This is a genomic window from Arthrobacter sp. UYEF21 (genome assembly GCF_040546085.1).
Taxonomy (GTDB): domain Bacteria; phylum Actinomycetota; class Actinomycetes; order Actinomycetales; family Micrococcaceae; genus Arthrobacter.
This window is the reverse complement of sequence record NZ_JBEPNF010000001.1, coordinates 554,520-567,771: the sequence shown is the minus strand read 5'-3', so window position 1 is coordinate 567,771 and position 13,252 is coordinate 554,520. Positions and strand designations below refer to the sequence as shown.

Annotated in this window: 12 protein-coding genes; 3 read left to right on the top strand and 9 right to left on the bottom strand. The window is 64.0% G+C overall.

From position 1 onward, the window contains the following. Positions 1-109 precede the first annotated feature (109 nt). The 3 genes from ABIB27_RS02760 to ABIB27_RS02750 all read left to right on the top strand — a co-directional run bounded on the left by ABIB27_RS02760 (position 110) and on the right by ABIB27_RS02750 (position 3,398). On the top strand, positions 110-916 hold the full coding sequence (locus ABIB27_RS02760; protein ID WP_354253456.1) for a peptidylprolyl isomerase: 807 nt from the start codon (positions 110-112) through the stop codon (positions 914-916). A 66-nt stretch (positions 917-982) separates the two neighbouring features. Continuing rightward, positions 983-2,614 (top strand): DUF349 domain-containing protein, encoded by a 1,632-nt coding sequence (locus ABIB27_RS02755; RefSeq protein WP_354253455.1) that lies wholly within the window; start codon positions 983-985, stop codon positions 2,612-2,614. A 97-nt stretch (positions 2,615-2,711) separates the two neighbouring features. Continuing rightward, entirely contained in the window at positions 2,712-3,398 is a 687-nt protein-coding gene (locus ABIB27_RS02750) for a type IV toxin-antitoxin system AbiEi family antitoxin (protein WP_354253454.1), read from the top strand. Here ABIB27_RS02750 and ABIB27_RS02745 read toward each other — a convergent pair. From ABIB27_RS02745 to pdxT, 9 genes are all read right to left on the bottom strand, one after another. Then, entirely contained in the window at positions 3,279-5,672 is a 2,394-nt protein-coding gene (locus ABIB27_RS02745; protein ID WP_354253453.1) for a RelA/SpoT family protein, read from the bottom strand. The two genes, ABIB27_RS02750 and ABIB27_RS02745, sit on opposite strands and share 120 nt — an antisense overlap. A gap of 137 nt (positions 5,673-5,809) precedes the next feature. After that, positions 5,810-6,829 carry a protein translocase subunit SecF gene (secF, locus tag ABIB27_RS02740; protein WP_354253452.1) on the bottom strand — a complete coding sequence of 340 codons (1,020 nt, stop codon included), beginning with the start codon at positions 6,827-6,829 and terminating at the stop codon, positions 5,810-5,812. Next, positions 6,829-8,586 (bottom strand): protein translocase subunit SecD, encoded by a 1,758-nt coding sequence (gene secD / locus ABIB27_RS02735; protein ID WP_354214328.1) that lies wholly within the window; start codon positions 8,584-8,586, stop codon positions 6,829-6,831. Before secD ends, secF begins: the two co-directional genes overlap by 1 nt. Positions 8,587-8,701: 115 nt before the next feature. Next, positions 8,702-9,097, bottom strand: coding sequence for a preprotein translocase subunit YajC (gene yajC, locus ABIB27_RS02730; RefSeq protein WP_354253451.1), 396 nt, complete (start codon positions 9,095-9,097; stop codon positions 8,702-8,704). 182 nt (positions 9,098-9,279) lie between these two features. Beyond that, positions 9,280-10,368 carry a Holliday junction branch migration DNA helicase RuvB gene (gene ruvB / locus ABIB27_RS02725; RefSeq protein WP_354253450.1) on the bottom strand — a complete coding sequence of 363 codons (1,089 nt, stop codon included), beginning with the start codon at positions 10,366-10,368 and terminating at the stop codon, positions 9,280-9,282. Beyond that, positions 10,361-11,005 (bottom strand): Holliday junction branch migration protein RuvA, encoded by a 645-nt coding sequence (gene ruvA / locus ABIB27_RS02720; RefSeq protein ID WP_354214325.1) that lies wholly within the window; start codon positions 11,003-11,005, stop codon positions 10,361-10,363. The genes ruvB and ruvA overlap by 8 nt, the downstream gene beginning before the upstream one ends. 91 nt (positions 11,006-11,096) lie before the next feature. Then, positions 11,097-11,675, bottom strand: a complete 579-nt coding sequence (gene ruvC / locus ABIB27_RS02715) for a crossover junction endodeoxyribonuclease RuvC (RefSeq protein ID WP_354253449.1) — start codon at positions 11,673-11,675, stop codon at positions 11,097-11,099. A 35-nt stretch (positions 11,676-11,710) separates the two neighbouring features. Continuing rightward, positions 11,711-12,466, bottom strand: coding sequence for a YebC/PmpR family DNA-binding transcriptional regulator (locus ABIB27_RS02710; RefSeq protein ID WP_354214323.1), 756 nt, complete (start codon positions 12,464-12,466; stop codon positions 11,711-11,713). 3 nt (positions 12,467-12,469) lie between these two features. Further along, positions 12,470-13,180 (bottom strand): pyridoxal 5'-phosphate synthase glutaminase subunit PdxT, encoded by a 711-nt coding sequence (gene pdxT, locus ABIB27_RS02705; protein WP_354214322.1) that lies wholly within the window; start codon positions 13,178-13,180, stop codon positions 12,470-12,472. Positions 13,181-13,252 lie beyond the last annotated feature (72 nt).

Sequence of the window (13,252 nt, the reverse complement as noted above, 5' to 3'; positions counted from 1 at the left end):
CGCCTTCCGCCTGCATCTCTAACACGCAGGCAGGGGCCGTCGAAGGCTGCCGGCAGATTGCGCCCGGGCCCTTGACAGTCCGGCCGCAGACCGACTTACAGGAGGACCCTTGGCGGCCAGTTCACGCAGCGCACGCGAAGCCAAACGGCGCATCCAGCAGATGGAGGCAAAGCGCGGGCTGCGGCGGGATCAGGAAGCACGCCGCAAACGGGACAATCTCATTGCCGCCGGCGCCGGAGCCGGCGCTGTGGTGCTCGCCGTCGTTCTTCAGCTCACGGCATTTTCCGGCAACCCCTCGGAAGACGAGTTCGCCGCGGCCGAGGCGGGACTGACCACGCCTTCATCGTCCCCCACGGCCTCGGCGCCGCCCAGCAACGCGGCCAACATTCCTTCACCCGACTCGGCTGCCGGACAAACCTTCACCGGAGACTTGGCCCTGAACCTGGGCGCGGTCGGCGTCGAACTCGATGGAACGAAGGCGCCCCAGGCAGCCGCAGTCTTCAAGTCCCTCAGCGACGAAGGCTACTTCACCAGCAAGACCTGCCACCGGCTGACCACCAGTGAAAGCTTCGGCGTCCTGCAGTGCGGATCTGCCGACGGCAAGGGCAGCGGAAATCCCGATTACACGTGGGGTCCGCTGGAAAACGTCCCGGCTGACAATCGTTACCCGGCTGGCACCATAGCGGTGGCGAGGACGGGCAACAACGCTTACGGGAACGGCACGCAGTTTTTTATTGTCTACAAAGACACGGTGATTCCCGCAGACAGCGCCGGCGGCTATACGGTGGTGGGCAAGGTGACGTCCGGCCTGGATATCGTGTCCGGAATCGCAGCCGCAGGAATCACTCCCGGCAGCAGCGACACGGACGGCGCGCCCGTTGAACCAGTCACGATAGACTCGTTTTCTCTGAAGTAGGAAGCCCGGCCTCACGGCCGCGGTGCAGTATGTGAGTATTTTCCTCCAAGCGAAAGACTTTTAGCGGTGACAGACAGTCAGAAATCCGACGAAATAGCAGCAGACCTGACCGAGGCAGCGGCCCCCGAGGCTGAGCCGGCAGTAGCTGACCAGGCAGTAGGCGACGAGGCAGTGGCCGAAGAGGCAGTGGCCGGCCCGGCGGCAGCGGACCCGGCCACCGCTGAGGAGACGGTGGCCGACAACGCAACAACTGAGGCGCCCGTGGCCGACGACGCAACGGGTAAAGGGCCTGTGGCTGATGCCGTCGAAGAGCCCGTGGCTTCGCAGCCGGCGGCCCCCACTCCTGCTCCACGTCCGGCACCGTCGCCGGCCGCCTTCGCAGCCCGGCCCAAGCCTGCCGCGGCTGCACCCGCCGCAACGCCGGCACCGATCGCGTCCGCAACGTCGTTGGCCGAAGCTTCCCGTTGGGGCCGTGTTGAAGGTGACGGCCACGTTTTCCTGACGATCGACGGCGAAGAGCACCCGGTGGGCCAGTACCCAGATGTCAGCAATGACGAGGCATTGGCGTATTTCGCGCGTAAGTACGACGACATTGTGGCGCAGGTTCTGCTCCTTGAGCAGCGCGTCAGTTCCAAGGCTCCCAGCACCGACATGCAGAAGACCGTCACCCACCTGCGCGAACAGCTGGCAGAGCGAAACATGGTGGGAGATCTCCGGTCGGCAGAAGCACGGCTGGAGGCCGTTTCCGCCCAAATCACGGAGCTGGAAAAGGCAGAGAAAGCAGAGCACGACGCCGTTCGGGCCGCCGAACTGGCAGCCCGCGAGGCAATCGTGTCTGAAGCCGAGGAAATTTCGGGCCAGGATCCTGCCCAGATCCAGTGGAAGACGTCCAGCGCGCGGATGAACGAGCTCTTTGAAAGCTGGAAGACGGCCCAGAAGAGCGGCGTCCGGCTAGGCCGCAGCAACGAGGACGCCTTGTGGAAGCGCTTCCGTGCCGCGCGTACTGTTTTTGACCGCCACCGCCGCGCTTACTTCTCCCAGCTGGACAGCACCAACTCGGCGGCAAAGTCGGCCAAGGAAAAGCTTATTGCCGAGGCCGAGGCGTTGTCTTCCTCCACCGACTGGGGCTTCGCCGCTGGCGAATACCGCCGGCTGATGGATGACTGGAAGGCCTCCCCGCGGGCAAGCCGAAAGGACGACGACGCCCTCTGGGCCCGTTTCCGCGCTGCCCAGGACATATTCTTCACGTCCCGGCAGGCAGCGAATGAGGAGATCGACCAGGAATATGCGGCCAACCTCACGGTGAAGGAAGAACTCCTGGTGGAGGCCAACACCATCCTGCCGGTCAAGGACCTGGCCGCCGCCAAGAAGGCACTCCAGTCTGTCCGGGACCGCTGGGAAGAAGCCGGCAAGGTCCCCCGGGCCGACATGGGCCGGATCGAAGCCGGCCTCCGCAAGGTGGAGGACGCTGTCCGCCACGCCGAAGACGAGAAGTGGCAGCGCTCCAACCCCGAGACAAAGGCCCGCACCAACAGCGCACTGTCGCAGCTGGAATCAGCCATTTCCGGGCTTCAGGACGATCTCGAGAAGGCAGAGAAAGCCGGAGACGAGCGCAAGATCAAGGCAGCCAGGGAAGCCCTCGAGGCGAGGCAGGCGTGGCTCGACCAGCTCCAGCGCTCTGCCAGCGAGCTTGCTTAGGACTCACAAGCTGTCGGCTGCACAGGCCCGGTTCCGGTTATCCACATAACCGGAACCGGGCCTGTGCGCTTAAGGACCCGCACGGCAGGATGGGTGGATGGCCACCCCGTCACCGCCCCAACACGCTGACCTGTACTCGCCGGGTCAGCCGTTCACGTGGCCTGAACTGCAGACCCTGGCAGCGGACGGCGTCCTTACACGGTTCCACCAGCACGGTTTCACGCTGCCCGATCTCCACGTTACGTCCCAACTACGGGCCAGGGCTGCAGCCAACGCAGTCCCGGCAGCTGTCCGGCAGAGAGTGGTAGCCGGCAGGATGACGGCGGCCTGGATCTACGGCTGCGCCGACGAGCCGGACCGGCTGGCGTTGCTTGTTGATGCGAAACGGCGGATTTCGAGTCTCCGCAATACGCGGGGCTGCACACTCCATGAAGTCAGGCTTGGCCCGTTCGACGTCGTCAGCATGGGCGGGCTGATGGTCTCGAGTCCGCTCCGGACTGCCGTGGATATTGCCCTGCACGTAGACGCAAACCGGGCACTGCCTGCGCTGGCAGGACTGCTGGCACGTCCGGAGAAGGACGTACGGCTTCGCCTGCTGATCCTGGCCATCGAAGCTACTCCCAGGGTCCCGCACAAACGCGCAGCCCTGGAAAAGCTTGCGCTGTTAGCTCCGGCGCTTGTTACCGGTAGTCCGGTAGACGTCGAACACACCGTCGATGCGCCGGACGGCGCTGAGGACGTGGCTGAGGTACTTGGGATCGCCCATCTCGAAGGCGAACCGTGAAATGGCTACCCGGTCGCTGGAGGTGTTCACGCTGGCAGCCAGGATGTTGACGTGGTTCTCGGACAGGACACGGGTCACGTCCGAGAGGAGGGATTTCCGGTCCAGCGCCTCAACCTGGATCTCCACCAAGAAGACGCTCGACTGGGTGGGGGCCCAGTCGACATCGACGATCCTGTCGGGCTGGTCCTTGAGGTCCGAGATGTTGGTGCAGTCCGTACGGTGGACTGAAACACCCGAGCCGCGGGTCACGAATCCGAGAATCGGGTCCGGTGGTACTGGAGTGCAGCAGCGGGCGAGCTTCACCCAGACATCGCCGACGCCCCGCACCACCACGCCGGAGTCCGAGAACTTGGTCTTGGTAACGTGGGTAGGGATGCTGACTTCAGTGATGTCGTCGTCGGTGCTTTCGTTGCCGCCCAGGCTTTCAACGAGCTTCTCCATGACCGACTGCGCTGAGGTGTGTCCGTCGCCCACACCGGCGTAGAGGCCTGAGATGTCCACGTATTTGAAGTCCGCGGCCACCGCGGCCAGGGCCTCGTGCGTCATGAGGCGCTGCAGTGGCAGGTTCTGCTTCCGCATGGCCCGTGTCAGGAGTTCCTTGCCACGGTCGATCGCCTCTTCGCGGCGTTCCTTGCTGAACCATTGACGGATCTTGTTCCGTGCGCGTGCGCTCTTAACGAAGTGCTGCCAGTCCTGGCTGGGTCCGGCGCCCTCGGCCTTGGACGTAAAGATCTCCACCCAGTCGCCGTGATTCAGTTCGCTGTTCAGCGGAACCAGCTTGCCGTTGACCCGGGCACCGATGGTGCGGTGCCCCACTTCGGTGTGGACAGCGTATGCAAAATCCACCGGGGTTGAACCGGCGGGAAGTGCCATGACCTCACCCTTGGGGGTGAAGACAAAGACTTCGCGGGCGTTGATCTCGAACCGCAGCGAATCCAGGAACTCCCCCGGATCAGAAGTTTCCTGCTGCCAGTCGACCAGGGACCTCAGCCACCCCATATCGCCGTCCCGGGGGCTGCCGGGGCCAACGGCCGTGCTGTTTGGCTGGTCCTTGTACTTCCAGTGCGCGGCCACACCATACTCGGCACGCCGATGCATTTCATGGGTGCGGATCTGGATCTCCACGGGCTTGCCGCCTGGGCCGATCACCGTGGTGTGCAGTGACTGGTACATGTTGAACTTGGGCATGGCAATGTAATCTTTGAAACGCCCCGGCAGGGGGTTCCAGCGGGAATGCATTGTGCCCAGCGCGGCATAGCAGTCCCGCACCGAATCGACCAGCACGCGGACCCCCATGAGGTCGTTGATGTCGTCGAAATCCTTATCCCGGACCACCATCTTCTGGTAGATCGAGTAGTAGTGTTTCGGCCGGCCGGTGATCGTGGCCTTGATCCGGGCGGCGCGGAGGTCCTCGGTAATCTGGTCACGGATGACGCCGAGGCTCTTCTCGCGCTCAGGTGTCCGGTCCCCGACCATGCGGACGATCTCTTCGTAGACCTTCGGATAGAGGGCAGCGAAGGACAGGTCCTCCAGTTCCCATTTGATGGTGTTCATGCCGAGGCGGTGCGCAAGGGGCGCAAAGATTTCCAGGGTTTCACGGGCTTTTCGGGACGATGACTCCGCGGACACAAACCGCCAGGTCCGGGCGTTGTGGAGCCTGTCGGCGAGCTTAATCATTAGGACCCGGATGTCCTTGGCCATGGCCACAACCATTTTGCGGACGGTCTCGGACTGGGCTGCTTCACCGAAGCTGACCTTATCCAGTTTGGTGACCCCATCCACCAGCATGGCAACTTCGGGACCGAATTCTTTTCTGAGGTCCGCCAGCGTGTACGGCGTGTCCTCAACCGTGTCGTGGAGCAGGGCCGCGGCCAGGGTGGTTCCGCTGAGACCCAGCTCCGCCAGGATGGTGGCCACGGCGACGGGGTGGGTGATGTAAGGATCACCGCTCTTGCGCTTCTGCCCGCGGTGGCTGTTCTCAGCAACGTCAAAGGCGCGCTGGATCAGGTCGAAGTCTTCTTTGGGGTTGTTCGCGCGGACGGTTCGCAGCAGCGGCTCAAGGATCGGGGAATAGGTGGTGGTGCCACGGCCGGTCAGGCGGGCCAGGCGTGAGCGTGTGCGTTCGCGACGGCCGGGAAATGTGGGGCGGGCGCCGGAATTGTCGACGGGTACCACCGGTCCGGGGCGTGCGGAAGCGGTCAGCCCGGTCTGAACTCCGTGGCCGGGAGTCCCGTCCCCGCCTGCCATTGGCTCCGATGCCGAACGTTCTTCCAATGAAGCACCCCTCACGACCTGTTTAATTACCCCAGTCTATTCCTCCGCCAGTTCACTTCCGTAACCGGCGCTTAAAAGCGTACGGGCCGGGTGGCGTGGATATTCCTACGCCACCCGGCCAGTTATGCTGTCTGCCGTCAGGCCCCTGCGGGTGCTGCCGGCACGTCCGTCCGGGCAGCGTTCTCGGCCCGGCGGTGCTCGACGCGTCTCGCCTGCTTCACCAGGTCGGGTTCGCTCTGGCGCAGCCAGGCGTACATGGGCGCCGCGACAAAGATCGTGGCCGCCGTTCCAATGAAAATGCCGACGAACAGGGCAAGGGACAAGTCGCGCAGCGTGCCGGCCCCGAGGAGGCCTGCTCCGATGAACAGGATGGCGCCCACCGGAAGGATGGCCACCACCATGGTGTTGATGGAACGGACCAGGGTCTGGTTCACCGCGAGGTTGACTTCCTCTGCGAATGTCCGGCGCGTGGAAGCATCCAGATCGGCGGTATTTTCGCGGATCTTATCGAAGACCACCACGGTGTCATACAGCGAATAACTGAGCACTGTCAGGAACCCGATGATAGCTGACGGCGTTACCTCAAAGTCGCTTAAGCCATACACGCCGGCGGTGATGAACATGGTCACGAGCATTGCGGTCAAGGCGGACACCGACATCTTCCAGGTCCGGAAGTACAGCGCCATCAGGACGGCAGCCAAGGCCACAAAGACGAGCAAACCCATCAGCGCCTGCTTGGTGACATCCGCACCCCAGGTGGGTCCGATGAACGTTGAGGTCACTTCGTTGTCAGTGACGCCATAGGCCGTGGCGAGGCCTTCCTTGATCTTGAGTGTCTCGTCGTCAGTCAGCTTGTCCGTCTGGATCCGCATCGTGGTACCGGCGACATTCGCAACGCGCGGCACGCTGCCTGGCACGACGTCCCGGACGACAGTTTCACCGAGGGCAGAGTCGGTGTCCTGCACTTTGGAGACGGTGAACTCGGAACCGCCCCGGAATTCAATCCCGAGGTTGAACCCGCCTTTGACCAGGGGGATCAGGATGGACAGCGCAACCGCCACAATGGCGATGAGGAACCATATTTTCTTGGCCCCCACGAAGTTGTAGGACCGCTTGCCCGTGTAGAGCTCGTTACCGAAAGTGGCAAAGCTGGACATTACTTGTTCTCCTTGGCTGCGCTCTTGGAGGAGCCCGTAAGTTGCTCCTGCTTTTCCGCGAGGCGGCGTTCCGCGATGGTCATGCGCCGTTCAGCTTCGGCGGCGGCGCCGGTGTTCTTGGCCCGTACAACGCCAGGCTTGGTTTCCGGCGTCCGCAGGCGGCCCGCACCGCGGTACAGCGGAACAGCGCCCAGGCGCTTGGGGTCAAGGCCGGAGAACCGGTGGCCTTCGCCGAAGAACTTGGTCCGCGCGAGGAGCTGCAGAGTCGGGTGGGTGAACATAAAGACCACGATGAGATCGGCGATGGCTGTCAGCCCCAGCGTAAAGGCGAACCCGCGGACGTTGCCGACGGCCACGAAGTAGAGCACGAGGGCGGCGAGCAGGTTGACGGCCTTGGAGGCCAGTACGGTCCGCTTCGCACGCTTCCAGCCATTCTCCACCGCTGAGACCAGGCCCCGGCCCTCGCGGAGTTCATCACGGATGCGTTCGAAGTAAACAATGAACGAGTCAGCTGTCTGGCCGATGGCCACAATCATTCCGGCCACGCCGGCCAGGGACAGCCGGTAGTTTTCGGTCCAGCCCAGGATGGCAATCGCCAGGTACGTCAGGGCACCTGCCACCACGAGGGAAGCAATGGTCACAAAGCCCAAGGCCCGGTACTGGAACAGGGAGTAAACCACCACGAGGAGCAACCCGATGATGCCCGCGAGGAGGCCCATGCGCAGCTGTTCGCCACCGAGGGTCGCGGAAATCTGCTGGTCACTCTGGATTTCGAAGCTGATGGGCAGCGCGCCAAAGCGGAGCTGGTCCGAGAGTGCCTTGGCTGTCTTCTCGGTGAAGCCACCGGTGATCTGCGGACGTCCATCGGTGATGATTGCCAGCGACCGTGGCGCGGAAATGACCTGGTCGTCGAGCACAATGGCGAACTGTGCCTTCGGATCGTTGCCGGTCTGGCCGCCGGCGGCCACATAGAACTGGTTCAGGCGTTCGGTGACCTCTTTGAACTTGGCCGTGCCTTCGCCGTCGAACTGGATGTTGACGGCCCAGTCGTTGGTGACGGCACCCTGGGCACCCCGCTGGAGCTGGAAGGAGGAGGTGACAATGTTGCCGCCCTTTACCTCCACAGGGCCGAGGATGTACTTGATGGCAGCTCTGGTATCAGTCGCCGGCTCGCAGGTAACCAAGGGCTTGGTGGGATCGGAAGCCGCAGGCTTGTCCGGCCCCGGATTTTTGCAGTCGAGGGTCTCAAACTGCCGGTACACCTCGGGGGTGATCCAGTTGATATCGCTGCCGTTGGCCGGTTCGGCCGTCGGCTTCGGAAGCTGGCCCTCGGGCGTCAGCGCTTCCGTGGGAACCGCTGCGCCGTCTCCGTTCAGCAGAACCGGGCGGAAGTTCATGTCCGCGGAAGCCTGGATCAGGTCGCGGGTTTCCTTCGTGGGGGTACCGGGAAGGCTGACCACCACGTTGCGTCCGGACTGCGTGCTGATCTCGGCTTCGGCAACGCCGGAGCCGTCAACACGCTGGCGGATGATTGCCACCGCCTGGTTGAGCTGCTCTTCGTTAATGTCCGAACCGCCCTCAACCTTGGGCGCCAGGATCATCTGGGTGCCGCCTTCGAGGTCAAGCGCCAGCTTGGGTGCCCAGCTGGCCTGGCCGGCAAGGGTGCCACCGGCCAATACAGCTGTCAGCACGGCAAGGATTACGCCGAGCCACACCAGTACCCGGAGGCCTGCGTTTTTAGGGCCAGTTCGTGCCATTGTCGATCTTTCTCTTATTTACGGAGGAACCGCCGATGCGAGCCTGATGCTCCCACCGGCGGCGGTCCGCAGCCGTAGAGGTATTGTGAATCCTGATGCCGAAGGCAGCGGGGGGCTAGCTGTCCTTTTTACCCTCGTCATTGAGGCGCTTCAGGGTCTCGTCCGGGGTTTCGGCGGTTGCAGCCGGAGTGCCCAGGTCCTGGCCCGTCAGTGAAGACGCGTCGTCGGGGACAACCGTAGGCTCGTCCTCAGCAACGACAGGAGCTTCCACGACCTTGGTGACTGCCTGGCGGTGAACTGTGGCGAGATTGCCCGGAGAGAGCTCCAGGACTACCTGGTTTTCGGCGTCATTCATGGAGACGATCCGGCCGAAGAGGCCAAAGCTGGTCATGACCTCAACACCGGGAGCGAACTGGGACTGCAGCGTAGCCTGCTGCGCCTTGGTCTTCTTGTTGCGGCGGAACATCATAAAGATAAAGATTCCAAGCATTGCGAACAAGACGATGTTCATGGGATCCACAGGGAAGTTTCCGTTCTGTACTGGCGTATCTGGTGTAGGGCAGCGTCCGCTTCGTTCCGCCATGCAGATATTCGTGCTGGCCGGCAACGGCCCCTCGGAGCCGACGGCGGAAACAAAGACCCGAACGTGCCGGGTGTCATACCCAGTCTAAAGGGAAAAGCTGACGGACGGGCCTATTGGCTGTTCGGCGCCCATTCGGCCGCGGCTTCACTGCTGTCCGGGTCGGATTCAAAGAGATCCAGGGGCTCCTGCCCGAACACGCCGGCCGGTACTGCATAGCCAAGATGGGTCCAGGCCGGCGCCATGGCGATGCGGCCCCGCGGCGTCCGGCCCAGGAGGCCTTCGCGGACCAGAAATGGCTCGGCCACCGTTTCTACGGTCTCGGTTTCCTCCCCCACGGCAATCGCCAGGGTGGACAGCCCGACCGGACCGCCGCCGAATTTTGTGATCAGGGCTTCGAGGACAGCACGGTCGAGCCGGTCCAGGCCCCGTTTGTCCACTTCGTACATGTCCAGGGCGGCAGAGGCCGCGCGTGCGTCGATCTGTTCGATCCCGTGGACCAGCGCCCAGTCCCGGACCCGCCGGAGGAGGCGGTTGGCGATGCGCGGCGTGCCGCGCGAACGGCCGGCAATTTCACTGAAGCCGGCGGAGTTGACCTTGAGGTCCAGCAGGCCGGCGGAACGGCGGAGGACCAGTTCAAGTTCGGCCACGCTGTAGAACTCCAGGTGCCCGGTGAACCCGAACCTGTCCCGCAGCGGGCCGGGCAAAAGTCCGGCGCGGGTGGTGGCTCCCACCAGGGTGAAGGGCGGAAGCTCCAGCGGAATGGCTGTGGCGCCGGCGCCCTTTCCCACCACAATGTCCACGCGGAAATCTTCCATGGCCATGTAAAGCATTTCCTCGGCAGGCCGGGACATGCGGTGGATTTCGTCCAGGAACAGGACCTCCCCTTCGGAGAGGGAGGACAGGATTGCGGCGAGGTCCCCGGCGTGCTGGATGGCCGGACCGCTGCTGATCCGCAAGGGCGAGTTCATTTCGGCGGCGACGATCATGGCCAAGGTGGTTTTCCCCAGCCCGGGCGGGCCGGAGAAAAGGACGTGGTCCGCGCTGCGGCCGCGCATCCGTGAGGCCTGCAGCACCAGGGAGAGCTGCTTGCGGACCCTGTGCTGGCCCACGAAGTCGTCCAGGTTCTTGGGCCTGAGCGCCGCTTCAATGACCCGCTCCTCGGGCTCCTCCCCTCCCGCTACAACGGAGGGCTCAGCCACGGCTGCCTACACGGTTACCGGCCCGTGCGCCGTCCTGGCCGAGCCAGCGGAGCGTGGTCCGCAGGATTTCGGCCACATTCCCGCGGAACGAAACCTCGGGATTGTCCGCGAGGGCCTTGTCGATGCTGGCCACAGCGTCCTTTTCAGACCAGCCAAGGCTGGTCATGGCAGCCACCACCTGCGGCTTCCAGGCTGCTTCTGCCGGCGTGGCCGGGCTGGCAGCACCGGCGGTGCCGTGGGGTACCAGCTTGCCGGCGAGTTCCAGCACAATCCGGCCTGCCACCTTGGGGCCTATGCCGGGCACCTTGGTGAACGTCTTGCTGTCGGCGGTGTGGGCCGCAACGCGGATGGCCTCAGGCTCGTGGACGGCGAGGACGGCAAGGGCAAGCCGCGGTCCCACGCCGCTCACGCTGAGCAGGACGTCGAAGACTTCCCGCTCGTCGTCGGAGGCAAAGCCGAACAGGGTCAGCGAGTCTTCGCGCACGATCAGTGAGGTGAAGAGTTTGCCCTCTTCGCCGGCGCGGAGGCTGCTGAGCGTCTGTGGTGTGGCATTGACGCTCATTCCAGCGCCGTTGAGGTCGATCACGGCCGTGGAAAGACCAATGTGCGCTACGGTTCCGCGAAGGAAACTGATCAAAGCCGGGCTCCTGGTGTACTGCCGGACTCTGTGGGGGTTGGACCGGCTATCCGAACATATCTACGAATACCCTAGCAAGTGCCGCGGACATTCAGCGTGCGCGGCGCGCCTTCGCCTCAGCATCGGCCCACGCCCGCTGGGCCGGGGTCAGCGACAGGCTGCCCGGGCCGGTGGTGGCCACGGCGGCCCCGCTGCCCGCCCGCCACGCATGCGTGATGGCCAGGGCCAACGCATCCGCGGCGTCGGCCGGTCGCGGTGGGGCGTCCAGCCGGAGAATCTTGGTGACGAGTTTTGTCACCGCTTCCTTATTGGAGGTGCCGCTGCCGGTCACGGCAGCTTTCACTTCCGACGGCGTGTGCAGCGCCACCGGGATTCCGCGGCGGGCAGCCGCGGCGATCACCACGCCGGAGGCCTGGGCCACGCCCATAACCGTGCTGACGTTCAGCTGGGAGAAGACGCGTTCGACGGCGAGCACCTGCGGTTCGTAACGGTCCAGCCACTCGTCAATGGCCAGGGCAATAACCAGCAGGCGCTGGTCCAGGGTTTCCGCCGGGGACGTGCCCACCACCCCGACGGCCACCATAGTGGCGCGCCTGTTCCGTTCGACATCCACCACGCCGATGCCGCAGCGGGTAAGTCCCGGGTCAACGCCGAGTACGCGCAGCGTCACGCTCCCCCACCCGCTCTAGGCCGCAAGGCGGAGGTTCACTCAGATTCCAGGGCGGCCTGGACTTCGTCGCTGAGGTCGGCGTTGCTGTAGACGTTCTGGACGTCATCGAGCTCTTCCAGCGCGTCAACAAGCTTCATGAACTTCTTGGCGGCTTCCAGGTCGAGGGGCACAACCATCGAGGGAACGAACTCGGCCTCGTCGGTGTCGTACTCGATCCCGGCCTCCTTGAGGGCGTCACGGACGGCCTGGAGGTCAGTCGGTTCCGAATGGATTTCGAAGGTGTCGCCGTTGTCCTTGACTTCATCGGCGCCAGCCTCGAGAACAGCCATCAGGACGTCGTCCTCCGTCAGTTCCTTCTTTGGCAGGGACACCACGCCCTTGCGGCTGAAGAGGTAGCTGACCGAACCGGGATCGGCGATGGTGCCGGCGTTGCGGGAGATGGCCAGGCGGACTTCGGAGGCCGCCCGGTTCTTGTTGTCGGTGAGGCATTCGATCAGCAGTGCGGAGCCCTGCGGGCCACGGCATTCGTACATGATTTCGGTGTAGTCAACCACTTCACCGGTCAGGCCGGCGCCGCGCTTGATGGCGCGGTCAATGTTGTCGGCAGGAACCGAGGTCTTCTTGGCCTTGGTGACGGCCAGCTCCAGCCCGGGGTTTCCCTGGAGGTCCGGTCCGCCCATGCGGGCAGCAACTTCGATGTTCTTAATCAGCTTGGCGAACGATTTGGCACGGCGGCTATCAAGGATGGCCTTTTTGTGCTTGGTCGTTGCCCATTTGGAGTGGCCTGACATGCTTTACGCGTCTCCTCTGATCATCCGGATAAAAAGTTCATGTACGCGTTTCTCCCCAGTCACTTCCGGGTGGAAGGAGGTGGCCAGCAGGTGGCCGGAACGCACAGCAACAATTCTAGCCGTCCCGGGCAGGCTGGCCGCGTGCGACGCGTGGTCAGGGTCTGCCGGCTCCACCTGCGCGAGAACCTCCACGCCCTCGCCGACACGCTCCACCCACGGACCGCGGATGAACACCGCGTGAACCGGTGCCACCCCGGATTCCGTTGCGCTGAAGTCCAGGCTCTTGAAATCAAGGTCAGTTTCGAACGATTCGCGCTGCCGTCCGAAGGCGTTGCGCCGGACCGTAATGTCCAGCCCGCCGAAGGTCTGCTGCGGGTTGCCGGCAAGGTCGGTGGCCGGATCGGCGATCTCGTTGGCCAGGAGGATCATGCCGGCGCAGGAACCGAAGACCGGCAGTCCGTCGCGGATGCGGTCCGTCAAGGGTCTTGCCAGCTCAAAGGCCCGGGCAAGCTTGTCGATGGCCGTGGATTCGCCACCCGGAATGATGAGGCCGTCCAGGCCGTCCAGCTCCTTGGGCCTGCGGATTCCGACGCCGGCAGCACCGGATGCTTCCACGGCGCGCAGGTGTTCACGGAAGTCGCCCTGGAGCGCCAGGACGCCGATCCGCAGGCCTGCGCCCACGCGTGCGGAAGCGGCCGAATGGGGGTTTGTCATCCATTCAGCATAATGTGCCAGTCACCCTCAACCGTGCGGGTCTGCCAACGCGGGGCAGGGTTCCATGCCGTT